Genomic DNA, 24,858 nt, shown 5'->3' with positions numbered 1-24,858 from the left:
GTTTTATCACCTGGACTCAGGAAACCATGGAATATGAGATCAATACATTATTAGCTGGTTATGGTGACCAATTTGCAATTAATTTCTCTTGAGGACTTAATATTTATAACACACAAAGATAAGGTAATCCCGCTACCGAGTAACACGATAACAGAGCACTATATTGATATCCCCTCCAGCATGGTGGCCAAGGTGTTTTTGCTAAATGCAATGGTCAAATCAGGTATTAGCCACGCAGAATGAGGGCTGCGTATTGGCATTAAAAGAACAGAATTTAAAACAATTAAATAAGCAGCCCCGCCGCAAGCAGCGGGGTATTTCAGAGTAGAGCCAACTGGTGATCTGCATGGAGTTTTTGATAATTTCCACCCTGATTTTTAACGTATTTGCCTATCATATCTACTGAATATTATTAATGATAATGCATGCATACATTAGCATTAATAGGCAGTTATTCCTTTGCATTTTGTTTTTTCTTTATTTCTGCCTGGTACTCGCGTTTTACCCGTTCAATTTCCGCAAGAGTAACGCTCCAGTGTTGTATGGCTGCTGTGCGAAATCTGTCTGCCATTTGTTCAATTCTTTCCGGATTGCTGTCTTTGCTCCGGTGCTGACGCCCTTTCTCCCCGAAGACGTCAACAATAAGCCACTGGCTACCCGTTCTGCCAAAGAGCGCGTTACATAAACGTTTTACTGTCAGTGGGGTTAGATCTGGGTCGAATTTATATTCATTTGTGACAGTTGCGAAAATGAAACATAACATTTCTGATGTTTTGTAGCGCTTCACCGCCGCCCCCAAGCGAGCAGCACGCTGCGGCGCTTCCCAGATTCCGTCGCTGTAATCAGCAAGTTCGGCCATATAATCTGCTTTGAGTTTTTCCACCGTGTAGACCTTACTCCTCAAAAAATAATCCATCGCTTGCTTTGTTGCTTCTTTCATTGTTTTCACTGTTCAGTATCCTTTTTAATGTTAGTGTACGCATACATTAGCATTAACATACAAATCAAGCAACTGTCCAGAAAATTATACTTCCATCGCCGCAAGCGGCAGGGAATCAGGTGCGGAGAAATTGATATTTACCACAATACAAAAATTGACACTATCGAAAAAACGCTATTGAATTTGGGTTACAAACTCACCTTGTCCGCTGATCCTCTTTAAGGGAAAAGCCGTGCGGATATCACTGTCCCACGGCGAATTCCCCCAGTCACGATGAACTATTTCGTCAATCGTAAAACATGGCATCCATCGGGGCGTTGTCCCCCATTTTTTCCAAGCACATCGCCTGAATGCCCTTGCTGGCACTCCCGCCCCCAACGGACTGTAAGAATTCATACATTTGGACAGGCATCGACAGAGACGCGATTTTCGGCGTTTTCAGGGTACGTTTCTTGCCCACTTTCGGCCACGGGATCAGGGTTATCGTTTTTTCGTTCACCTCATCCATACGACAGAAGAATAATGGAACGTTATTGTATTCCAGCACCATCTCTTTTGCCGTTTCGCGCAAATCCGCATCCGCCAACAAGAATTCAATATGCTGGTGGATCTCTTTTCTGTCGCGGGTAAAGCACAAATGACTCTGGCGACCGTTTTCATAGGTCAGGTAAGCGCGATAACTCATAATTTCCTTATTTATTAATTAATAAACTGGCGTAATCACGTAGATTCTAAATGATTTTTTTTGGAAAAAATATCAAAAACACCGCGTCAGGATTAGGGAGGGATATTGTAGTTAACCTATGCTAAGCGCGTCGAAAAGCTAACTCCCGTATTTTCGCACTCTGAAAAGGGCCATTACGGTGAGTAACAATATTAAAGAATTCAAAGAACGTCAGAAAGACGTTAATGAGCGCGCTGCACAAGTCCTTTCGTTTGCAGCTCATGCACAGTTCAGGGACGGGGCTTTTATTGACGATCCGCAAGAGCGTTACGCCAGTATCTTAGAGTCCGCGAAAACCGTCCCCATGTTTGAGGGTGTGAACCCTGAATATGTCGGCCAAGTTGCCAGCGCATGGGCGGACAGTCTGGCGGAATACAGTGATCGCAATGGGCATTACCCTTCATCTGAAATTCTGGCTAACGCCCATCATGCGTGTGAGCGTCTGATTCTGGAAGCGGCGGCGGAAAAACACGAAGGTGTCGGCGCGGCCATGTTCGAAAGTGTCAAATCGGATATGTCCACCAGCGACGGTGTGATGCGTCAAGCGCTGTTTGCCGCCCTGATCCTGCCAACCGCGTTAGGTGCCGCTACAGGCGATGCCTGTACGTTCGTGCCGTGCGAACGCGACGAATCCAATGTTTATGAGGTTTTCAACGTCGCAGGCTCGAAATTCGGCTCCTATGATATCGGTGATGAGCTGAATATGCAGTCGGCCGGTGTTTACTCACAAATGAGCCGCACCTACATTTTCCCTGATGACCAGCAACCGGACGGCACAAAAAAATCCTTTAAATTTAAGCTGGCGGATTCTCAGGAAGGCCAAGAAATGCCTATCCGTGCTGGTCGCACGGTGCTGATGGTTAACCGCAAACGCTCTGATCGTGATAACAAATCCGGCAAGGTCTATTTTGACGGTCAGGATCATGCAGGCGTCACGTATTCCGTCACCGGCACGATTGATTATGCCAAAGGCGAAATCACGGTTGAATTTAACGGGGAGGCGGTTCCGGCCAAAGGCACCGAATTAGCCGTCGCGCTTGAAATTGATATTGAGAAAAAAGCCGACCTGATCCCACTGGTGAACCACGGTATGCGCAAATGGGAAGTTGTCCCGTCTCAATACGTACTGGCAGCGGAACACACCATTCAATCCCTGATGGATGCGCGACGTGAGTTTGGTCTTGACTTAGCCTCCATGCAGTTCTCTACCGTGCGCAGCTGGTTATCCCATGAAATTGACATGATGCGCCTGCGCAAAATCGTTTTTCATACTATCCACGGTAGCGAATTTGATATTGCCCTGCCAACCACCCAACAATGGGACTCCTACGTTGCGTTACTGAAATCTGCAATTACGCACGAATCTACCAGAATGACCAACCGCACCAAAAAAACAGGGATTCGCGGCGGTTTTGCGGGGGGCGCGGCAGCTAACTTCATTAAATCCATGCCGGAAACGTACTTTAAGCCCGCTGAAGGCTATGTCCAGTCCCCTCGCATTCAGTTCATCGGGACGTTGTTTGGCATATACCGTATTTTTGAAGTACCGGAAAGCGTGTGTGAGCAACTGTCTGACGAAGGTTGCCAGTTTTCTGGCAACGACATTTTCTTCTATGGTCGTGGGGACAATATCGGCGACGCCGGCTTAGTGGCCGGCGATGCCGTACCCGCTATTCCGTTCGTTCATCCAACGACCACCGCGCTCATCAACCGCACCACATTATGGGGTTCGGCGATCAATGAAATTCATCCGCGAAATGGCGAAAAATATTTCACCAAACTCACACTGACCAACACCAAGATCGGCGCTATCGACATGCTCACCGGCAAACTCATTTCTGACGGCCAGAGAAAAGGCAAGACGAATGCAGCGTTTACAAACGTCGATACTGGAAAACAAAACGACAAAAAAAACCACTGATTAAATTTCATTGATGACGGTGCCAGCAATGGCACCATAAGGCATAGCACATGAATAAAATTCCTTTCGCTATTGGTCAGGCGACCGGTATCGCCATTATGCCGCCCAACGCAGATGCCACTTTTACGAATGCAACAGGCGGTTCCTCCGTCTTTGCCGGTGTGGTAGTGGCAAAACGCGGTAAACCGAATACGGTATTGCACGTCACCCCCGATACCCTGCAAAAAGTCTTGGGCGATCCGATACATCCCTATTCAAGCCAACATTTTGAGCCGTATCGCCATGTCTATCAGGCGTTAAATGGGGGCAATGGCTATATTGTGCGTATTGCCACTGACGGCATGAAAATTCCAGTCATTAAGGTGCTTGGTGAAGATTCACCCAGCTATCCCCCCTCGGCATACACGACTAATATTAATTTTGGTGAAGAAATCTCTACGAATAAGGCAGGTTATTTCTCCATCTATGTGGATGATGGTGATGCTTCTGAGAACCGCACCTTATCGCTGATTAAAAATCCAGACAGCAAAGGGATGTATACCCTCATCCTAAAAGAAATTGATGACTTAGGTAGAAAAACAACACTGGATACCATTCAAGTGTCATTTAAGCCTGAAGCTACTGATGATATGGGGCAACCCGCCTTTTTGCCTATTGCGTTAGAAAACAACACGCATCGTTTACGGGCCGTAGTAGGTGACAACATCTCACAGCTGCCAGAAAATTTTAATGGATTTGAAGACAAATATTTTGAGGGCGGATCAGACGGCAATATTAACAACCTTATCAGTGCGGATTATGCACCTGCTATTCGGGCACTGGCTGCTTCAAAAGTGAACTATACCGCGATCCTGTCATTAGGCTGTTATAATCCTTCAACGTTGTCCGAACTGGCAAAATTAGCGAATGATGTCCGTGTCGATATGTTCTGTGATTTACCCCCAACTGAGACACCGGACAGAGCGATTAGTACAGCTCAGAAGCAAGGGTTTGGTCAGTACGCCCATGTTTGCCGTTATCATTTTCCTTATAAAAGCCGTGATCCCTTCTCAGGTGCTCAGGTTGTATATGGCCTGTCGGGTGATGCGTTTACCGCGAAGGCCAAAGGTGTTGCGATGATTGCAGACGTGGGTGGCTATCACTTATCCCCCGCCGGACAATCACGCGGCGTATTACTGCGACAAAATATCCAGCCATTGCCTGCCGCCACTGAGATTGATCTAGAACTTTATGCCACTAGTGGGATCAATAGCGTGGGTTTTGCCTCCGATGGTTCTGTCATGATCGATGACGCCCTCACCACTTATGCCAAGAAAAACTATCTTCGCTTCCAGCACGTCAACAGTACATTTAATGCGATTGCCCGCCTAGTGTATGACATTGGTAACGCGTTGAAACATGAGCCTGATGGCATTACCCGCCGTGGCTTGGAAAGGGAAATCCCGAAACTGCTTGACCGTTTTGTGGCGTCGGGTGCCTTGGTTTCGCCCCGTAATGCGGCAGACGGTACAGCGCCCTATGTCGTGAAGGTAACACAGGATGAATTTGATATGTGGCATATTCGGTATGCAGCCTGTCCAACCGGTGTATCACGTCGCATCGTTGCTGAACCTGTGTTGATAGCTTAATGAAGGAGGGGATCAAAAATGAGTAAAGGTATGTTCACTCGCGGCGGGCTACTTAACTCCCGTTTACGGGCATTTGCCACGCCAGCGGGTCAGGTGGCGATGATGGAATCCAGCCAAGCGCAATCGGCGGGCAAGATCCCATCGTTACAATCCGCCAAAGGTAAAAAAACACCAGAAGATATGCTACTGGAAGCCGTGTACAAAAAGGCCGAGCAGGATTTTCGCGGAATTGCTGCCGCTGCGGTGATTGATTGGGCGCAAAACGGGGAAGGCACTTTCGATTCCTTTGATGAATTCGCCCTAGGACTGTCTGACCTGCTCCAGGACAGCGATGATGACCTCACGGATGAGCAAATTGATGACTACAACATGTGGCTAGGTTTCATGGCAGATGCGGCGGTTTCAATGGGTGCCGAACAAAGCGATGTTACGGCCATGATCGACAATGCCGATGATGACGCTGCGGATGCAGTGCTGTCTGCCATTGACGTATCACCCGATGATGAAGACGACATCATTGCTGAATTTGCGGTCACAGGCGGTGCTGACGGCGCGATGATGGAAGCCAGCATCAAAGTGGTGCGTGACGGCGTAGTAAAACTGATCCGCAAGCAACCCCGCCCGCGTCGTCTGAGTGCTGCGCAGAAAAGCGCGTTGAAAAAAGCACGTATGAAAGCGCAAACTGCGTCGGCCAAAAAAGCCCGTAGAAAATCTAACCTCATCCGTAAAAAACGCGGATTGTAATAATGAGGCCACCAGCTAAATGGCTGGTGGCATAAGGGGAATTTCATGATTTGCGGTGCAATCATGCCAGATGGTATCAGCCCGTTTCTCAAAGCCTATATCACGAATACTGAATCAATGGTGGTTGGCTATATCGGTGATGGTGCGATGGCAACGCTACAGTCCCTGTGGGAATCACCTTTCGAAAATGATTCCATTGGTTCAATGGCCGGTATCTCCACTATAGCCAATGGCGCACAGGTCATGACCGACAGCACATCCATTACCCGTATTAACTCGCTGATGGTCTGGCAGGGGCAAAAGCCCCCGCAAATCACCTTGCCTTTGCATTTTATGGCAAAGCAGGACGCGCAGATCGAAGTCCAGTCAGCCATCATGACGTTATTACAAATGGCCTCGCCGGAATTGGGTATGGTCATGCCCGGAGGAAGACGGCCTGAGCCGGTCGTGATCGATATCGGACGTCGGTTAAAACTGACCGATGTCGTGATTCAGGAAGTGAGCTTCGAACTGGATGCCCCCAGAACAGCGGAAGGTTACTACACCCATAACACAGTGACGCTCTCCCTGTCCGGTATGCAGGTACAAAACCGAACCGAAATCCCCTACATGTTTATTTAATGGAGTTAATTAATGACTGGTTTCAGTAATAGTAAAGCAAATAAGGCGTTTCTGAAAAAACGGTTTAACCAATCCAAGGCGGCGGGAGAACGGCTCATTGGCGCGGATTATTGGATGGTCATCAAAGGCTATGAGCATTTATCCATTCTTATCCGGACAACGCAATTGGGCGAATTTACCCGTGAAGATGTTGAAGACTATGCGCCCTCTGGTGTGAAAATCAACCAGCACGGGGTGTTCAGGAATCAGGGCGAATTCCAGTTTCAGTGCGCAGAAACTATCGAAGGCGTGGTATTAGCTGCGGTGAAAGAGTGGGTATTGGAAAAAGCGTATATCGATATTGATATTTACCTTGCCAGTGAATCGAAAAACGGCGAGTGGGGCAACCCGATCCGTTCCTATGAAATGGTAAAATTGTACTGCGACGCCGTAGATCTGGCCTCTGAAGATGTCACAGCGGTGGTGCGTCCTTCTATGCGTGCCGTGTACAACTGGCAGGAATAATCCATGACACCGATGCAACTCTTAGATTCTGTGAAAACGCGATTCCGTCCACTCCTGGTGGTGGAAGAAGACACGTTAAAAGGCATGTTGGTTAAGGCGCTGACAGAATACCAAGATCGCGCAGGACTCATTAAACGGATTCATGTAGAGAAAACGGCGGGGATCTCCCTGCCCTATCCTGATGATTATCTTGAGCTGGTGCATGTCATTGACCAACGCAGCTCACTCGTTTTCACTGAACCTTATGAGGATGCACTCCAGCTTGATTTGATGGGCGATGAACGTTATCCCTTGACGTTGGTGTATCTCACCAATTTGCGCGATTGTGACCTAGATCATTGGGTTATTCCCCCCAGCCTCTGCGGTGTACTGGAAAACTACCTTGAGTGCCTGATCGATATTCAAAACACAGAACGTAAGCGGCGTGTGTCGGCAGCGGGCAAACTGGATATCAGTCACCTGCCCGATGAAGCCACCCTGTATCAACGTAAAATCGATCTGGAAGATAAAATGGCATCGAACCGTGCCATTATCACCGGTGCCAGTTTAATGCCGTAAGGAGACATCAATGGGAATCTTCAGCAGCGTAGGCAAGTCGCTAGGTTACAACAGTTTGTCCAGCTTTGGTAAAGCTGCGGGCAATCATTTTATCAGCAAGGTATTAGAGCGTTCCTCCTCCATGATCTCTGGTCGCGTTGGTGGTGTGGGTAGTCTCAATGCTGAACTGAGCAACGCGAAAGCCGTTGTCCATTCCGCCCTGCGCATTCGTTATGCACAGGGCTGGCAATGGGCTATCGAAGCCGACGGACTCAATGGTTTGGATATGTTTGCCAAAGACATTACTTATGATTCCATCACGATAGAAACCGAAGCCAAGCAAATTGGGGCGGTCGTTTTCAATAAACCCACCCATCGGGAAGCGGGCACCATCACCATTACCGTGCGGGATTCTGAAGAGGGTGCCATTGCCCGTTGGTTTGATGAACGGGCAAATCGTGTCACCAATAATGACGGTACGGTTAACCTGCCTCTGGAGTATTCGATGGGGATACGCCTCTATCGCGTTTTGAAAAACGGTAGCCTTGAATTAGACAGTGAATTTGACGTGTTTCCGATCTCTCGCGGAGAAACTACCCGTTCTCGTGACCAAGTGACCGAATTCCTCTCCTACCCCCTGACCTTCATGAAAATTTCATCCATTGAATCCAGTGTGGTGCCAATGGCAGAGGGAGCGCAGCGCGATGCAGCCGCTGAGGTGGTTATTTCTAACAGTAATATTATTAAATTTTAAACGGGTTATATATGCAAGTTCCTGATTTTCCCCTGCCCTCTAATCCCAGTATTGAAATTCGCTTCCGTCTGCCTGATGTGTCTAATGCGATGGCTTACAGCGGCGTAGATCCTGAACAAGAAGAAGAGCTGACCACACGGTATTTGAATAATATTCAAGAAGGAGATAATAAGCATGATGCTGCACTCTGGACAGCGCAAGACCGCCGCACAGCCTTATGGTGGATCTTCTGTAATTCCCGAATCGACACAACACTCACTGTTTCTTATGCGTGCTCCCATTGCCAAAAAGAGCACTATTACGACTATGATGCACGGTCACTGGATATGACGGCGAATGTCCTGACGGTTGAGGCCTTTGAAACCATCTCTATCCCCGTCAAAGGCCAGCCAAAAACATGGATATTAAAACCATTAGATGGCCGCGCAATGGAGCACCTTGAGAGCACCCGCAATAGCCTGCCGCTCTCGACTGATCCGACTTATCGCAAGGAATTAATTAATCTCAGGATCATGGAATTAGCACACCAAGCCCATTTACAGGAACAGCCTGAAGATTTCATGGAAGCCGCCAAAATCCGTTATGAACTTATCGCAAAAATGGCACTGGATACAGAGTTTTCCCCCTTAGTTGCCAGTATTGAACTGATGAACCGCCGCCTTGCACACGGACTGGCGATGAAAATTGAAAAAGGCACGGCCAACCTGTTGTTACCCAAACACCTTTGTCCTGATTCAGGTAAGGAGGGTACGGCCAAATATACTCAGCTGTACACGCCATTTCGGAATCACTACTTCTTTCCAGACTTTAGATCTCAATGGATGGTTGGTATTAACAACTAATTTGGCGCTCTACGGCAATCAACCCATTGGCGATATCGACCGGCTGCCTGAATGGCGCGCCTTCAAGATGAACGAAGCCTTAGAAAAAAAGTTCAAGAAAAATACGTGATGGTGATAGAAAGATGATCAACACCGCATTAGATTTACAGGAACAGGAACGCATCATCAATGCGATTGAAAAAGCCAGTGACGCTGAGTTATCCGCATTGTCTGCTATCCAAACAGATATTCGCAGCCTGTCCACCCAAAACAACAAGGTCAATGTTGATAGCGATGAATTCATTATCAGCCGCCCCACTCGCCGTGTATCAAAAGCAACACAGCATAATGCTCTGGGTTTAAAACTCACCGAAGCTGAAAAAACACCGTCCAAAAACACACATTCAATCGACAACATTCAGAATAAAAATAGAATAAAAACACGCACTGTTTCTATTCCAAATGAAAACCAAACAGCGAATACCTTAAAACGGGCGCCTAACATTAATCCCATCAACAACGTTCATCCTGTCGGCGATGCGCGAATAAAAAACAGTGAGAAAGACACGATCCCTAATGTCGTTTCATTGAAATCCTATCTGGCAAACAAACAGGCGTTAAATGGGGATCAGAAGACACAGGCATCAATCGCCGCCCAAAATATCAAAGCAGGGCATGGAACAGCTCCAGACACCGTGACACCCCGCAATAACGGGAATAACACGTCCCAACCCCGTACCGCATCGGGGCGCTTTGCGTCAAAAGACAAAAGCGAATCACTAAAAGCCAACCAAGCCCACCAGCAGGAAACCAAAGACAAGGCAAAAATGCAGGCCAGTTTTCTGCGTAAGCTGGGCGGTATAATTGGACAATCCAGTAAGGCACTGGCTGACACAAAGGATAGCAGCACCTTAGATGTTGTGGGATCTGCCGGTGGCTCGTTCTGGAAGGCAGGAAAAGAAGCCGCCAATGTCACTTCTAATGCCGTCAACAACGTGGTGTCCCTGCATGATTGGGTGAATGGTAAACGCAAAAAAAAGCAGCCTGCCACCCAACACCCCCCAATCATCCGTCCTTCACTGCCGCCCCTGACATTAGGTAGCGAAAAACAGACAAAATCCGCTAAATCCTTTGCCACTCAAAATCAGAACGACCAGACGAAAGCGATTAAGGAACAAACCCAATTAACCCAAGCCAATGATGAAAAAGTCATTAGTCTGCTTGAAGATCTTGTTGATAAGAATAAAACAAAGAAGGGAGATGGTATTCTGGGGGCGCTCTTCAGCGCACTGGCGGTTAAAGTCCTTGGTAAAAAAATCGGCGGGAAATTGGGGGCGGCGATCCTCTCTGCACTGGCGCTGGGAAAACTCAAATCACGGGTATCCAAATTCAGCGCCAGAGGCGACGAGGACAACGGCATTGATATTGACGTTAGCAGACACGATAAAAAGAAAACCAAAAAGACCAAGAAAAAGCACAAAAAAGGGCTAAAAAACATCGGTAAAGGGGCAGCGAAAGCCACTGCCGTTGTTGCCGGTTCAGCAGGTGTTATCACGGCGGGTAACGCTATCCTCAACAGTGCTGAAGAAAAAGCCAGTGAACAGGCCACGCAAAAAGCGGCCACAAAAGGCGCGAAAAAAGCTACTGAGAGCAGTGCAACCAAGGCAGCTAAAACAGGCACAGAAAAAAGTGCGGTAAAAGCAGCGGGCAAAATAGCAGGGAAAACCGCACTCAAAGCCGTTCCTCTTGTTGGGACGGCGATAGGCGTCGGTTTAGATGCTTATGATGGCTTTACCGACACAGATGCCCAGCGCGAGACATTTGGTCTGAAAGACGGACAAGAGGTCACTACTCGCCAGCAAACAGAGTATGCCCTCGCCAATGTCGCAGATCTGGGGGGATTAGTATCTGGCTCAGCGGGATTGCTGGCAGACGGGGCAGAATGGCTGGGGTTGGACAGTGTGTCTGATGCACTGACCTTTAATACCGGAGATATAGCCAAAAAAATAGATAATAGCGTCACCGGTATCATTAATCTTGGCAAAGCCATTGATGACAGCGTGATAGACGCGCTTAATTTTTTCTCTTCTGACAAGCCGAAGCAAGGAAACAAACACAATAATTCAGAAAACGCGGAATTGGTTCAGGCTGTCACGGAAGGCACAGATAAAACGACTCAGGCCGTTAACAAATTAACACATCAAATGCTTCCATTGGGTGCGGAGATGGGGCAAGACGGTAAGATGGTGCCTACTGTATTTTTCCCTTCGACACCGGAGCAGAATCATTTCGGTAACAACCTTAACATTGGTGGAAAAAACGCCAAAAACCGTAACTTCCGCAATAATAATTTCGGTAATTTGGTGTATGTCGGACAGAAAGGGGCACGTCTTGAAGATCCTAACGCCAAAGGACAGCAAACCTTTGCGAAGTTCGATACCCCTGAAGAAGGCATGAGAGCACTTGCCAACCAGATTACGTCCTATGCCAACGGCACGTCAAAAGCCGTCGGTTATCAAAAGCTCAATACCGTTGAGTCAATCATCACGAAATATGCACCTAAAAACGAAAACAACACCGAAGAATATATCGCTAATTTATCAAAGGCACTGGGGGTTAACGCTGACCAGCAATTAGATCTATCAAACCCTGAAACCATGACCAAGATGATCAGGGCAATTTCAACCATTGAGGGAGGCAATCCCCAAGTTACTGACGAATTTATCAAGAATGCCATCGGCACCCGTGACGAATCAGCCAATTCATGGATTGGTAAATTTAGCCCAGAAACACTGGAGCATGTGAACAAGGTTCGGGCGGAAAAAGGGCTGAAAGCCATTAGTTCAGCGGATCAATTCAGTGCACCCGAACAGGTCAGTGCCACGGCGAAAGCCCAAAAAAACAAGGCTGCGGTAACACCACTGTCAGAGGATGAAAATACAGGTGTTTTGGGCAGTATCAAAAAAATCCGTCATCTCGCGGATGAAAAGATCAGCAATGTATTCGCAGGCAATAATGTGGCCGGTACTCGCTTGAACAGACCCGATGCAGGGCTAACACTCCCCACGAATATGCGTGCGGAAAACCTGCCAGCAGGATTACGAACGGCCATGTTTCCCGTAGACCAAATCGCCCAAGCGAATAACGCTAAATTTGTCAAAAATCGCGTCCATGATCCGCTGGCACAATTAGAAGATAATCCAGTATCGGCTATCAACCGTTCTGATACCGGAAGCGGCAATAATGCCACCATAAATAACCCAACCGATACCATAAATAGCCATAATGCAACCCAAAATGAGCCTATTGATACCGTAAGTAGCCATAATGAGAAACACGCTGAACCAATAAACAAAGACGCGATACCTATCGTTTCTGTCAATGATGTAAATAAAGCCTTGCCTGCCAGTGCTCCGCTTGAAAGCCTGACGGATAAAAAGCCCGTAGGCAATAAAGGCAGTATTATGCCGGTGGCGATGGCAAAGAGTGCGAATAAAGCCCCATCAAAACAGCCTTCTGACGGTTTTTTACAAACCGTATCTGAGATAGCCTTGCCAAGTATGGCCGATACCGTTAAGAGCATGACTCAGGGTTTTTCCAGCAGCGGAATGCTGGACGGCATGTTAGGCAACATCGGTTTAGACAACGATAAGATCAGGGCACTGTCCCCACTCACTGGCTTTGTGTCCCAGAAAATAGATAGCGGTATACACGGCATGGCAAACATCGTTGCCAACACCATTCGCCAACCCGTCGGTATGACCCTGCCAAGCCGTCTTCCCACCGTTACCGATCTAGCGGCCAGTGGGGTAAAAACGCCGGTCACACGCGATAAATCGACCAGTAATGCAGACAAGGCCATGCTGACACAACTCCAAAAAATATCGGCGTCTATCGAAAAACTGATCAGCGTTCAGAAAGAAGCCAACAACAATGGGACAGATCCCAATAGAACCACCCATTCCGCGCAGCCCGCACCGAGAAGTGATATTCCGCTGGGTGCCGCAAGCGACGCACTATCTGAAATGCTCAGAGAAAGGGATCACTAGAAATGAATGAAATTGACTGCCTACTCCGTATCAATGCCGGAGGCTTAACCCTCAAATCAGGGGCAAGCGAAGCCTTGCCAGCCAGATTGGAGGAATGGTTACGTACTCCTATTGGCAGTATTTATGGCTTACCAGAGTGGGGAAATCCCTTAGTGGAATTCAAACATGAACCCACTAATCAGCTTGTGGCAGTTTTCATTGAGAATCGCCTGATTTCTAAATTACGCACCGATATCCCTGAAATCAGTCTGTCAGGGATACGTTGTACACCCGCCAACGATACCATCGATATGTATGTCATCACATTTCAGATACAAACCGGTATCGTCACTATTGGGCTTCAAAAGGAGGATTAATGACTACCCAGGATTTACTCGTCAAATTTAATGAAACATTGCAGAAAAACAGCTGGTGGGCACGTTTTACGAACAGCCAGTTTGTCAAAATGATGGCAATTTTCGGCACACAGGTCATTTACTACGCGCAAACCTTCGCTGAACGGGCTTTAGCTGAAGGGTTTATTTCCACTGCGACGAAACGTTCCTCTATTCTGGCCGCTGCCGAAGATAAAGGTTATGTTGGCCGCTTAATCATCCCCAGCCACGGGTTAGCGTTCGTGCGCAATAAGACCGCAAATCGGATTCAATTACCAGCATTCTCAACGTATTTATCCGATCACCAGTACCCCTATATGATCATGGATGTGCTGGATATTCCCTCTGGTGAGACAATGCAAAATGTCAGTATCAAACAGATGGAAATTGTGAAAGTCACAAAAATTGTCCAGCAGGAAGAAGATTTTATGTCAGTAACGCTACCCAAAGATCTGACCGCAGAATGCGTCAAGATTGACGTCTATGTCACGATTAACGGGGTAGAAGAATTATGGGAAGAAAACCCGCAATTTCGCCTCGCAACCGGCGAAAGTCAAAATTATGTCCTGTTTTATAAGCCCACAGAACAGCTTGGCATTCGTTTCGGGGATGGTTCTATTGGGAAAAAACCCCCAGAAGGCAGTATTATTGATATTCACGTCTGGTGCAGTGCAGGGGATATTACGCTGGTAGAAGGGCAAAAGCTGATACCGTCCAATGAGTTCTCTAGCTACACCAACAGCTTAGAAATTATCACCACCACGCCCATAACAGGGGGCGCGGGGAGCGAGACAACGGAAGAAATCCGAAACCGTGCGCAATACTACATCGCCTATGATGATCAGGTGGTGTGGGGCGGAGATTACAAATTTTACCTGAAATCCAAAATTGTCGGGACGTCATGGATTAACGTCTGGGGAGAGCAGCAGCAGGAGAAATCCACCGGCATTAAGGATTTGAATAACATTAACGCCATTTTCATTTGTGGCCATAAACCCAAATCCACACAAGAAGCCCTGAAAAAAGAAATTTTAGGTGCCGTAGAATCCATCCCGAATGCGCTGAATAAAAAGTTTATTTATGTCGAGTCCCACGAATTACCCTTCACCATCAAACTCACGGGAATTGCCATCAAAAGCGTCATTATTTCCGATGCAAAAACCCAAATCCGTGATCGGCTCCATCACCAATTCGGGCGCGATGCCACCAGTTTTGATTCAAACAGTGCCGGTGATTTTGAACAGATACGGGTTAACAACCTGTGGGATTGTGTTGAATCACTGGGAATACTGACTGAATTCAATATTGAGGTGATTGGCATGACGGAAGCTAAACAGTTGAATGATTTTATCTACCTCGATACTGACAACTCAGTGTTCGAAATCACTTATTAAGGTCGGGCAGGATTTATGATTAAGGACTGGTTAAAGCACCGGCTAACCCCCGAAAAACAAAAATCACAATTGTGGTGTGAATTTACCGACAGCCTACAGGCAGTTTTGGAAAAAACTGTAGAACCCTTGTTGGAACGTATTTCCAATCGGAAATCGATCTTCACCATGCACCCCGAAGACCTGGACAAGCGAATCTCAGAACTGGGGAAATTTTTTATTATCCGAACAGAACGCGAAAAAAGTAAACCAATTTTGCTCTCTCAGCGTCTTGATGAGATACATTTTAAAGGCACGGAACGTCCCATTTCTTCCACATTCTGGCGGGAATTTAACAACCTGCCTGCCAAATGGTCGCCTTTATGGGCCCCCGTGGATCAGGATCATTTTCCCTACGGAACAGTATTTCTTCCTCATGAACTGGTGGAAACCGCCCAGTCACGCTATGGCGAGTTTTTTCTGACCTCACGCGGCGTTATCCAATTATCACTCAACACGCTGTATGAAAAATACGGTTACAAAGAACAGGCCAGACTGTTCAAAAGGCTGACAGAACAGTTTGATCAGGTTATTGCCCCGCTGATCCCATTGGAAATCGTGTATAACGGATTTCACTTTTTTTTCTATTTCACCATCACGGAAGAAGCCGAATTACTGATACTCAAACAAACTCGTATCTTAATCAATGCCAAATTTAAACTTCAGGATGTAGTAAATACACTATTGGGATCTACCCGACAGTTAAAACTGCCCAACCAGGTCATCCGCGCCATTATCCGCCCACTAAAACAGAGTGCTTATCGTTTTGATGAAATGCCCCTTGATGCATGGGCGCTGGACTTACATCATACCCCCCCCCATTATTCCGGTGCCTTTTGGCACTCAGACTGACACACGGTTTAATCTCGTTAATAATCAAATCTGGATCTCAACGGAAGGCCATTACGGGTGTCGGGTGTCACTGAAAGGGAAGGGGATAAAGCATTATTCATTCCCTTCCTGGGCGAAAAAAGCCTTTCTGCCTATTCCGGTTGAACAGATCCCGTTAATAGAAAAAATCACGTATTGTGTGATGCCCGAATTTATTCTATATGATGTGCCGTTAGAAGCGCACTGCGACGCCATTCATCTGAAACGGACAACAGAGCAGGTCAGTATCAGCGCCATCCCCGAACACCACAACACGGTTGAAAAGATACGGTTCAGCACCGAACTTTCTCCCCATATTCAGCTGGTCGATAACAACGATATCGTTCGCTTGATACAGACAACAGAAAAGATACGTATCAGCGCCCTCCCCGAACCATACGATACGGTGGAAAAAATACGCTTCAATACCGATCTCTCATCTCATCTGGCCGATATCCTCTTTAAGGAACGTACCCACCTGAACAGGGCGGAAACGCGTCTGTTTTACAACATAGCCCAGCTGCATGATAAACCCGATATGACTCACCTTAAGCAGACGGCTAAACAAGTACGTATTAGCGCCCTCCCCGAACAGGGCGACAGGGTTAAAAAAATGCAGGTCGGCGCTGAACTCGCTTCCCCTATGGCGCCTGTCACATTCAAAACGAAAACCACGCCTTTGAACATGGATGAAGTGCCGCTGGATATGTGGGCACTGGATGTTAACGTCCTTGCGCCCCCCGTATTTATGGGAGATCCGCGTCTTCGGGAGGAGGCCGGTCAAATTATCCTTGAAGCCACCGGACAGCGCGGCTGTTTGGTCAGCTATGCAGACGGAAAAATGGGTAGTTATGAATTCCCTGCCGGTGCAAGAGAAATCCAACTCCCGTATGACGGTTCACACGCCTTTAAAGACATCGTAAAGATCGTCTTTGTATAGTCAACGCGGTGGTTTATCGAGAAATTGTAGTTCGCATACACTGCCATAAAATACACAAAATGAGGTTGTTTTATGGCAGACGCGCTCGCCTCCGTATCAAACGGAAAGCTCTACAAAGGTCAATTACTGAATTATTACTACAGTCGTCGTGCGGAATCGGCTATCGGGGTTAACGGCCAGTTTCTGATTACCAAAGGCTGGTTCGGCACATCCTCCCTTGTTACCGCCGATCCAACGGGCGGTTGGGATATTGCTGATATTCCGCTGGATTTCGCTAATACCGACCTGCTAAAGAAATTTGCTGAATGTTCACTCATTTGTACCGTCTCCGGCAGTACGATTTCCATCAATGCAACCCTGCCTGAATCCGATCTTCCCGACGATAAAGCCTTTGACTTCAACACACTGGCGCTGGTGGATAACAAAGGCAATATTTTCGGCGTGTTGTGCTGCCAGCAAGACACGCTGCATAAGGGCAAATTATTTACCGCCCTCATGACCATTGAGCAGAAGGTGGCCTAATGTCCCAGGTGATCAACGAAGCGGTTATCCTTTCCAGTGACAGGGGGTCCCTACCCCTGTTAGCCGATATTCAATACTTGGAACCCTACACTTCAAGTGCCTTAAACCGGAAATTTAAGGGGATCTTACGAGCGGGTATTTATACCGGTTTTCAGCCTAAAGCAGGCTCCGGCCTGTCCGTAGTGATTACCTCATCCTCAGAGCAGGACGGACAGGGCGCCGCGTCCATCAACGTCAGGAAAAGTCAGATTTCCATTCAACAGGTGAAAGATATTACTGTTCCGGTTCCGGCCAGCAAAACCAGCATCGTTGCCCTTGAAGCGAATTTTGAATTTGGCAAAGTCACCAATCAGGTAGATTCATCCTCCACGATTAAAGCGGCGCATATCGTCGTTATAGACGTTTCTCAGGGAATATCCGGCAATCAGTTAGAATTATGTCGCGTTAACGTGCCGATGGACGCCAAGGCCGTGACAGAAGCCATGATTGACACTTCCCATCGCGTCGTTCAAACCGTGGGGATCACGTTAAGCGAAAAGATAGATAGTGACGAAGAAAGCATTGCCGCGAGTCCCAAGGCAGTCAATACGCTCAGGAAAACGCTACTCGACAACACCAATGCACGGGCAAATGCCGCACTGACTGCCGCCAACAACGCCAACACCAATGCCAACGGCCGCGTTCCCTCTGGCCGCACCGTGAACGGTAAACCGCTGGCAGGCGATATCGTCTTAAACTTTGCCGATGTCGGGGCTTACAGCAAGGGCGAGACAGACAAACATGTCAATGATGCCAAGGCACTGGCAAATGCGGCCCAGACTGCCGCCAACAACGCCAATAATAACGCCAATGGCCGTGTGCCCTCCGGTCGTACCGTGAACGGTAAACCGCTGTCAGGCGATATTGCATTAAATTCTGCCGATGTCGGGGCCTACAGCAAGGGCGAGACAGACAAGCATGTCAATGATGCCAAGGCATTGGCAAATGCAGCGCAGACGGCCGCCAACAATGCCAATAATAACGCCAATGGCCGTGTACCGTCTGGCCGCACCGTCAACGGTAAAGCGCTGTCAGGCGATATTGCATTAAATTCAGCCGATGTCGGGGCTTACAGCAAGGGTGAGACATACAGCAGAGGCGAAGTCGATAGTCGTGTAAATGATATCCGAAACGTCGCCAACACCGCACAAACCGCCGCTAACAACGCTAATAATAATGCCAACGGCCGTGTTCCGGCTGGTCGTAAAGTGAATGGCAAACCGTTGTCGAGCGATATCGCATTAAGCGCTGCCGATGTTGGGGCTTACAGCAAGGGTGAGACAGACAAGCATGTCAATGATGCTAAGGCACTGGCAAATGCGGCGCAGACTGCCGCTAATAATGCCAATAATAACGCCAATGGCCGCGTACCCTCCGGTCGTACCGTCAACGGTAAACCGTTGGCAGGAGATATTGCATTAAATGCCGCCGATGTCGGGGCTTACAGCAAGGGGGAAACGTACAGCCGTGGCGAAATCGATAGTCGTGTAACGGATGTCAGGAACGTTGCCAATGCAGCACAAGCTACCGCCAACAACGCTAATAATAACGCCAATGGCCGTGTACCCTCCGGTCGTACCGTCAACGGTAAACCCCTGTCAGGCGATATTGCGCTGAACTCTGCCGATGTCGGCGCGTACAGCAAAGGCGAAACCTACAGTCGCGGTGAGGTCGATGCCCGTGTTAATGACGTGGCACGGGATAGGGCGAAGGGATGGCGAAAAATTGGAGAGTTTGGAGAACATAAGCAAAACCTACGCGGGGAAAGAAATTATATGAGTCTCACTTTCAGTGAAAATTGCCTAGGTAAACATTTATTTATTAAAGGATTTTCCAGGTATCGTCAGCGTGAGCGTATATCTTTTGGTGTGGGGCTTTTTATTCCTCCTGTTCCAGAAATTGTGTTGCAAGCGTATCAAGAAGCAGTAAGTCTTGGATATGAAAATGATATGGTTGCTGCTATTATTTTTAAAATAATGCCTGATGGAAAAACACTAAAAATATTCCATGAGTCAAATCTTAATTCACTTGGCGCACATAATTTAGAGTTTTATATTATGGATTTATAAAAATAATATTAGAAAATCAATATTAATAATGCCTATCATATGGCTTAAAAACAGGGGCATTATGCCCCTGTTTATTAGGGATGCTCAGGCCATTGAATATCAGAAACAACTGGGCCATGATTCAAGGCGTTGTTCTTCGTCTATAATGCTTATTTTTGCGAGATAACATACATGGCCACAGTGGAAGTAAAGTGTCGGTTTTGTCACCAAACGAAGTATGTTAAAAAACATGGTATCGGTAAAGGTGGTCACCAACGTTATCGTTGCTTATGCTGTAACCGTACTTTCCAGCTCGATTACTCTTATCGAGCCTGTCAAGCCGGAATAAAAAGTGCCAACGTTGGTTATGGTATGCTTGGGAGCCTCGTCTAAAACGTATCATTGCGCATGCTTTTGGTAGACGAAACAAGAAAACACTGAAAAAGTTATTGAAAAAACTGTCTAAATGCAAGGTAGCCTTTTGGTGTACTGATAATTACCGAGCCTATAATTTACTACCTTCAGCCAAACATCTGGTTGGAAAATATTTTACTCAACGTATCGAACGCGAAAACTTAACCTTACGTAACCGAATTAAGCGACTGAACCGTAAAACACTCGGTTACTCAAAATCACCTGAAATGCATGACAAAATCATCGGCACTTTCATTGAACGTGAATATTATGTTTGAGGGTGATCAACGCGTTGAATACACGACCTTAAACGCTAATCGTTACAAGTAGGCTTTAGGATATAACTTAATGTAGTGACTATCCAAATCGTCATTATCCAATTGAGCTATTAATCTAAAATCTTTAGATAGCCAAACCGCCAGAGCCGACGCGAAAATTAACATAGAGAATAATGTTAGTGAGAGTTCTAATTTACCAGAATCAACCATTAATGTAGATATGGCTACACCTGCTGGAATTGGAAGAATACAAACGGCTAGAAAAATGGATTCAAAGGAGCTTCTTAAGTCAGCTGGAGTTGCTGAACAGCGGATTTTTGTTGTGTTTATGTTATAAATAACCACCCCTGCGCCAGCAAATAACAACCCTAGGAACAAAGAGTAGATATTGTCAGCAATCAGTATTAGTAGCAAGCTGGCACCGACAGTAGCTATACTGAAAACAGTTGTAATTCTAACACCAAATACATTATTTAATTTTTTACAAAAAAGAGCACTACCTAAAAACATACCTATGCCAAACATTGCCTCAGATAGACCGATTTCTAACGCGGTATAACCATATCTATCTATGATTAATATCGGGGTAATATACATCAATGTTGGCGTGAGAATGAAGTTTGACATGGCTGAAACCGTAACCATAACTCTTTCAACATTATTTATTGCTAATGCTTTAATAGCTGACAAACTTTTGTGATTGGGGTTTTTAAAAGAAAGCTCATTTGTCTTAACTATTATAAATGCTAAACATGAAACGCCGATAGATACGATTAATATTCTAATTGTTTGTTCGGCTGAAAATGCGCTAATAACAAACCCTGATATGGCTGCACCCAAGATAGTGTTGATTGAATTTACAAAGCCTCTAATTCTAAAAGCCCTTTCAATATCCTTTCCAGTATATAAGTTTGGGATAATGCTAGAGCCTATAGGTTGAATTGCTATGCTAAATAGAGATGTCGCTATATAAATAAGACCTAGCTGCAATGGCTCGACGCTACCACCAAATTCAAGGGTTATGAGGCATAAAAAACTTGCAGCTGAACAAAAAACGGGGACTGTTTTTTTTCTGAATCGGTTAGAAAACAACCCCATGAAAATAAGAGTTAAAACTTGCAGTAGCCAAGATATGGATATGAACCAACCGAGTTCAATCTTTAATTGGTAGTGTTGTATCATAACCCAAGCAAGTAACATGCCTATGGCACGACAAGATGATGTGAAGATAATGTCAGCCGATTGATATAAATAAAAATTCTTATGCTTCATTATCGTTTCCACGTTGAAATTTTTTCCAAGTATCATCAAAAATTACAGCTGCGTTCATAGCCCTAGTAAAACCAGAAAAAATCGAGTTTTGTATCAAAATTTCTTCCATATCCTCTCTCGTAAACCCAAGCCTATACGCGGCGTAACTCTGGAAAGATAGCTGCCGCTCAGCTCCACCAATAGCAATCAAGGCGGATATAGTGGCAATGTGCCGTTCTCTTGTGGTCAGCACACCTCTTTGATAAGCATCTTGGTAGATGCTTTTGATCAGCCGCTCCACAAGAGCTGGAGCGATTGGATACAAATCTTCCCTTAGCCTTCTTAGGGAATCACCATTAAATTTACTTATCAAATCAATGGTTTTTTGGTCAAGAGAATCAATAAATCCCATCCAATATTGCCTCTATTTCTGAATTGCAAGCATCAATTATATTTTTTCCAGCGTTGGTAAGTACTCCTTTGTTGCTTATAACACCATAGCAATCTTTGAATTGTCGAACATTTTGTTCTAAATTAATGATTGCTTTGGTGTCGCTAGGGTCGGATTTTACCAACTTGTTAAAGAAACAAGATATTCTATATAAAACAAAAGCAGCATGATAAATTCCATTCATTGTTCTCAAACCAGTTCTGAGAGGTGATGGATACCTTTCTCTATCATCATTCAATACTATTTCATCAAGAGTCATTATAGACAGTAGAACTTGATGAGCAGACTCATGTATTATTTTGTCAACTAAAAAGTATATGTTGTCGCCGTTACATATTTCTTCATTGATAAATACAGTTCCAAGTTTGTTGAAATCACTGCCTGAATAAACGATGTTGCTATCTCTTTTATGAGTTCTGAATATGAAAAACTCATCAACTATTTTAATTATTTCTCGATATAGCTCTGAGTCAATATCAAATATTATTTTGAAGGCTTCGTTTAGGCTGTCTTGGATAAGACGTTCATTTTCAATCTCTATATCTACATACTCAAAATCGTAAACATCATCATTAATTTTTGAGTAGAAATCGAACATGCCTGTTGGCAGGTTTTCTTTGTTCCCAACTATAACTTTAGTTGCCGGTGTTATGTTTAGTAATGGAATTAGATTGAAGCATTGGTGAATACGATGTACGGATTGATTTTCGATTGCCTTGCCGATTTCTTTGATTATGTAAAATAAGAATCCACTTGAATAGCGCTTTTTTTTAGCGTTGGAAACGAAATCAACAACTTCTGAGATGATATTTTTATCTAAAACATCATCGCAAACGTATAATACATACTCTAATGATGAGAGTAGTTTTTCTTGTGTGGAGTTTTTTAGGTATTCAGATTGATTGTAACTTGGATGATGAGTGAAATTCATAATGAATGTTCCTTTAAGTAGATAAGCAGCTTAACGCTACTTATCTACTTATAAAGTTACTATTTAGTACCAATGGTCATAACGGTGAAGCAAGTAGATTGATTTTTCAGACCAATAATTTTTTGAGTATCGAATTTTTTTAGCATGATAATATCCTTATGTTAATGTTGTTTTGTGGTCGCTTTTTTGCGACTAAGAGAACATACTAAGCGAAGATTATCATTTCAACCCTTTTGTTTGTTTTTTGTTAAACAAAGATTAAATAAAGGTTAAATTAATGTTACTTTATGGGGCGTAAAAAAGGTAGGGTACTTTTTTAACTCACTATAATTAAGCAATTAAGCGTGCTTATCAGATAGCGGTGAGAACCCACAATTCCCTGTAACCTGAGTTGTTAAACTATTTTATCCAATTCTCACCAAATCCATACCCCACACTTTTTTACGCTCTCCTAAATGCCCTAAAATTGATTCTAAGCTATTTTATTGGCAAAGGCATGAAATGCTATTGCATAGCCCTAAATAATCCAATGTAGAGCGTTCAACGGCGCTTTAAAAGCAGATCATGTTAAGATAACAATTGGATCATTAACGATAATCTCCAGTTAACATCATGACATTCAAAGAAACATAAAACCATTAAATCGCAACGCTCGCCACGGCCTAGTGACCGACCGTAGGGAGCGAACGGGCGAGGAAGCGTAATATCTTCGATAGTCAAATAGTGCAAGGTCACCGTATAGCCAAGGTTTTATAGAAAATTATTAACTTCGTTTTTTGACGCTAATTCACAGGCATATTTCAAAATAAACAAAAAAAGCTGATTATTTTTTGTTTTTATTATTGATCGCAATGAGCAATAAATAATCAACTATTGATTTAATGTGAATAAACACCCGCAAGAATGTAATTTAACCTTTTTATGCGGGAATTATCTGAAATGAATAACGGGAATAGAGAGAAAAGAAGCAAGCAAAAAAGCCAATGGACAAGATTGGCTTTCGTGCCCGTGTCCCTGATGAAAACAGGACTCGCTTAACGCAATAAAGGTTCTAACGTGACCGCAACATTTTTCCAGTTAACAACAAACCAAACGAAAGTTAACAGAAAGAAACTGCGCCAGCTTATCCGTTATTTTTAACTAAATCAATCAAATGTTATTAAATAAATTCAATTATTAAAAATTAATAATTTATTTATCAGACAAAAATGCACCTAATATGAAAACAATACCCTCCACATTAAAATCTGGTTAATAAATACAGTGAGTTGTATTTTATTAATAATAAGTTAACTTTAAATTTAACTCCAATTATCAAAACCCAACTATAACCTGTTAAAAAATTGGCAATTTTCAATTTAAATTCCAAAGAAAAGTTTTGTTATTCTGCCGAAATCATATTTCCAATAGGGGAGAGTGCTAAGTGCAACCAGAAACAGAGTCTTTAGCACTTGCAATTGTCTTTTCTGTGTTCAGTGGCATTGGTGTATATCTGCAAGGAATACGTGAAAAACGCATTTCGGGTGATGTTATGGATTTGCTGACTGAACTGATTATGTCAGTAAGTGCTGGACTCGTCGCTTATTTTCTCGCACAGCATCAACAATGGGATGAGCCGCTGATGTTCATCGCCGTCATCGGTGCCAGCAATAACGGACAAGAACTGCTGACGGGCATTAAAAATAAATTAGTCCAACTATTTGATCACGCATTCGGGAGTAAAAAATGATGTTATCGCCGTCGGTCATTACAACGGCTTCACTGGCTGTGGCTGTAATTGATCGGATCGTCTTTCAACGCAAACAAGTCATTATCCTCAATATTGGCGATGCTATTGATCGCGGCCGTGCCATTGCGTTTCCTGTGATGTTTAAGAACAAAGTAAACCACTTAAAAGGGGCGTTAATCGAATATTGGCTACGCGACACCAATAACCCCACCACCGTGATAAATGGCAAAGCCCGTACCTTACAGCCTATTCAGTATTTTTTCTACGCAGCAACACGACGAGAAATGCCAGATTGACGAACTGAAGGCTGGTATTCAAATATCTCTCACAGTTCTTCC

The 24,858-nt window shown here is 45.1% G+C and carries 22 protein-coding genes and 2 pseudogenes; 19 read left to right on the top strand and 5 right to left on the bottom strand.

The features are described 5' to 3' along the window. Positions 1-205: 205 nt before the first annotated feature. Complete coding sequence (locus Xedl_RS35690) at positions 206-328, top strand: hypothetical protein (protein ID WP_279625365.1); 123 nt, start codon at positions 206-208, stop codon at positions 326-328. Between the two features lie 123 nt (positions 329-451). Here the strand turns inward: Xedl_RS35690 and Xedl_RS16940 are convergent, their stop codons facing one another. Then, a complete protein-coding gene (locus Xedl_RS16940; protein ID WP_074024951.1) occupies positions 452-940 on the bottom strand; it encodes a hypothetical protein in 489 nt (162 codons plus the stop codon). Positions 941-1,226: 286 nt separating this feature from the next. Continuing rightward, complete coding sequence (locus Xedl_RS16935; RefSeq protein ID WP_074024948.1) at positions 1,227-1,625, bottom strand: hypothetical protein; 399 nt, start codon at positions 1,623-1,625, stop codon at positions 1,227-1,229. A gap of 178 nt (positions 1,626-1,803) precedes the next feature. Between Xedl_RS16935 and Xedl_RS16930 the strand changes: the two genes are divergently transcribed. The 16 genes and pseudogenes from Xedl_RS16930 (at position 1,804) to Xedl_RS16850 (ending at position 20,158) form a co-directional block, all read left to right on the top strand. Continuing rightward, positions 1,804-3,585, top strand: coding sequence for a capsid protein (locus tag Xedl_RS16930; protein WP_074024947.1), 1,782 nt, complete (start codon positions 1,804-1,806; stop codon positions 3,583-3,585). A gap of 50 nt (positions 3,586-3,635) precedes the next feature. After that, entirely contained in the window at positions 3,636-5,213 is a 1,578-nt protein-coding gene (locus Xedl_RS16925; protein WP_074024946.1) for a hypothetical protein, read from the top strand. An 18-nt stretch (positions 5,214-5,231) separates the two neighbouring features. Continuing rightward, the gene (locus tag Xedl_RS16920) at positions 5,232-5,957 is read left to right on the top strand and encodes a hypothetical protein (protein ID WP_083600378.1); all 726 of its coding nucleotides are present in this window, start codon (positions 5,232-5,234) and stop codon (positions 5,955-5,957) included. A 45-nt stretch (positions 5,958-6,002) separates the two neighbouring features. Further along, positions 6,003-6,578, top strand: coding sequence for a hypothetical protein (locus Xedl_RS16915; protein WP_083600377.1), 576 nt, complete (start codon positions 6,003-6,005; stop codon positions 6,576-6,578). A gap of 12 nt (positions 6,579-6,590) precedes the next feature. Continuing rightward, on the top strand, positions 6,591-7,082 hold the full coding sequence (locus Xedl_RS16910; RefSeq protein WP_074024945.1) for a baseplate protein: 492 nt from the start codon (positions 6,591-6,593) through the stop codon (positions 7,080-7,082). 3 nt (positions 7,083-7,085) lie between these two features. Then, positions 7,086-7,640, top strand: a complete 555-nt coding sequence (locus tag Xedl_RS16905) for a hypothetical protein (RefSeq protein WP_074024944.1) — start codon at positions 7,086-7,088, stop codon at positions 7,638-7,640. 10 nt (positions 7,641-7,650) lie between these two features. Continuing rightward, on the top strand, positions 7,651-8,373 hold the full coding sequence (locus Xedl_RS16900; RefSeq protein ID WP_074024943.1) for a hypothetical protein: 723 nt from the start codon (positions 7,651-7,653) through the stop codon (positions 8,371-8,373). An 11-nt stretch (positions 8,374-8,384) separates the two neighbouring features. Beyond that, positions 8,385-9,215: a hypothetical protein gene (locus tag Xedl_RS16895; RefSeq protein ID WP_074024942.1), complete on the top strand. Its 831-nt coding sequence runs from the start codon at positions 8,385-8,387 to the stop codon at positions 9,213-9,215. 122 nt (positions 9,216-9,337) lie between these two features. Next, positions 9,338-13,243 (top strand): hypothetical protein, encoded by a 3,906-nt coding sequence (locus Xedl_RS16890; RefSeq protein ID WP_074024941.1) that lies wholly within the window; start codon positions 9,338-9,340, stop codon positions 13,241-13,243. 2 nt (positions 13,244-13,245) lie between these two features. After that, positions 13,246-13,599 carry a hypothetical protein gene (locus Xedl_RS16885; RefSeq protein WP_074024940.1) on the top strand — a complete coding sequence of 118 codons (354 nt, stop codon included), beginning with the start codon at positions 13,246-13,248 and terminating at the stop codon, positions 13,597-13,599. After that, positions 13,599-15,011 (top strand): baseplate J/gp47 family protein, encoded by a 1,413-nt coding sequence (locus Xedl_RS16880; RefSeq protein WP_074024939.1) that lies wholly within the window; start codon positions 13,599-13,601, stop codon positions 15,009-15,011. Before Xedl_RS16885 ends, Xedl_RS16880 begins: the two co-directional genes overlap by 1 nt. A 15-nt stretch (positions 15,012-15,026) precedes the next feature. Beyond that, positions 15,027-15,899 (top strand): hypothetical protein, encoded by an 873-nt coding sequence (locus Xedl_RS16875; RefSeq protein ID WP_074024938.1) that lies wholly within the window; start codon positions 15,027-15,029, stop codon positions 15,897-15,899. After that, positions 15,832-16,857: a hypothetical protein gene (locus Xedl_RS16870; protein WP_143187460.1), complete on the top strand. Its 1,026-nt coding sequence runs from the start codon at positions 15,832-15,834 to the stop codon at positions 16,855-16,857. The genes Xedl_RS16875 and Xedl_RS16870 overlap by 68 nt, the downstream gene beginning before the upstream one ends. A 72-nt stretch (positions 16,858-16,929) precedes the next feature. Beyond that, entirely contained in the window at positions 16,930-17,379 is a 450-nt protein-coding gene (locus Xedl_RS31685; RefSeq protein WP_074024936.1) for a phage tail protein, read from the top strand. Next, the gene (locus Xedl_RS16860) at positions 17,379-19,487 is read left to right on the top strand and encodes a hypothetical protein (RefSeq protein WP_074024935.1); all 2,109 of its coding nucleotides are present in this window, start codon (positions 17,379-17,381) and stop codon (positions 19,485-19,487) included. The genes Xedl_RS31685 and Xedl_RS16860 overlap by 1 nt, the downstream gene beginning before the upstream one ends. A gap of 171 nt (positions 19,488-19,658) precedes the next feature. Next, positions 19,659-20,158 (top strand): annotated as a pseudogene (locus Xedl_RS16850) (IS1 family transposase). Positions 20,159-20,200: 42 nt separating this feature from the next. Here the strand turns inward: Xedl_RS16850 and Xedl_RS16845 are convergent. From Xedl_RS16845 to Xedl_RS16835, 3 genes are read right to left on the bottom strand one after another with little or no spacing between them, the layout of a single operon-like run. Continuing rightward, on the bottom strand, positions 20,201-21,430 hold the full coding sequence (locus tag Xedl_RS16845; RefSeq protein WP_074024932.1) for an MFS transporter: 1,230 nt from the start codon (positions 21,428-21,430) through the stop codon (positions 20,201-20,203). Further along, entirely contained in the window at positions 21,420-21,821 is a 402-nt protein-coding gene (locus tag Xedl_RS16840; protein ID WP_074024931.1) for a carboxymuconolactone decarboxylase family protein, read from the bottom strand. The genes Xedl_RS16845 and Xedl_RS16840 overlap by 11 nt, the downstream gene beginning before the upstream one ends. Beyond that, positions 21,808-22,791 carry an aKG-HExxH-type peptide beta-hydroxylase gene (locus Xedl_RS16835; protein WP_074024930.1) on the bottom strand — a complete coding sequence of 328 codons (984 nt, stop codon included), beginning with the start codon at positions 22,789-22,791 and terminating at the stop codon, positions 21,808-21,810. The genes Xedl_RS16840 and Xedl_RS16835 overlap by 14 nt, the downstream gene beginning before the upstream one ends. Positions 22,792-24,214: 1,423 nt before the next feature. On the opposite strand from Xedl_RS16835, the gene Xedl_RS16830 reads away from it, so the two are divergent. Continuing rightward, positions 24,215-24,520: a hypothetical protein gene (locus Xedl_RS16830; protein WP_074024929.1), complete on the top strand. Its 306-nt coding sequence runs from the start codon at positions 24,215-24,217 to the stop codon at positions 24,518-24,520. Then, positions 24,517-24,753, top strand: a pseudogene (locus Xedl_RS33720) (hypothetical protein); the annotation flags it as partial. The gene Xedl_RS16830 and the pseudogene Xedl_RS33720, both read left to right, overlap by 4 nt. Between the last annotated feature and the right edge of the window lie 105 nt (positions 24,754-24,858).

Source organism: Xenorhabdus eapokensis, from assembly GCF_001908105.1.
The sequence above is the reverse complement of the archived record's forward strand: the minus strand, read 5'-3'. Positions and strand labels throughout refer to the sequence as shown.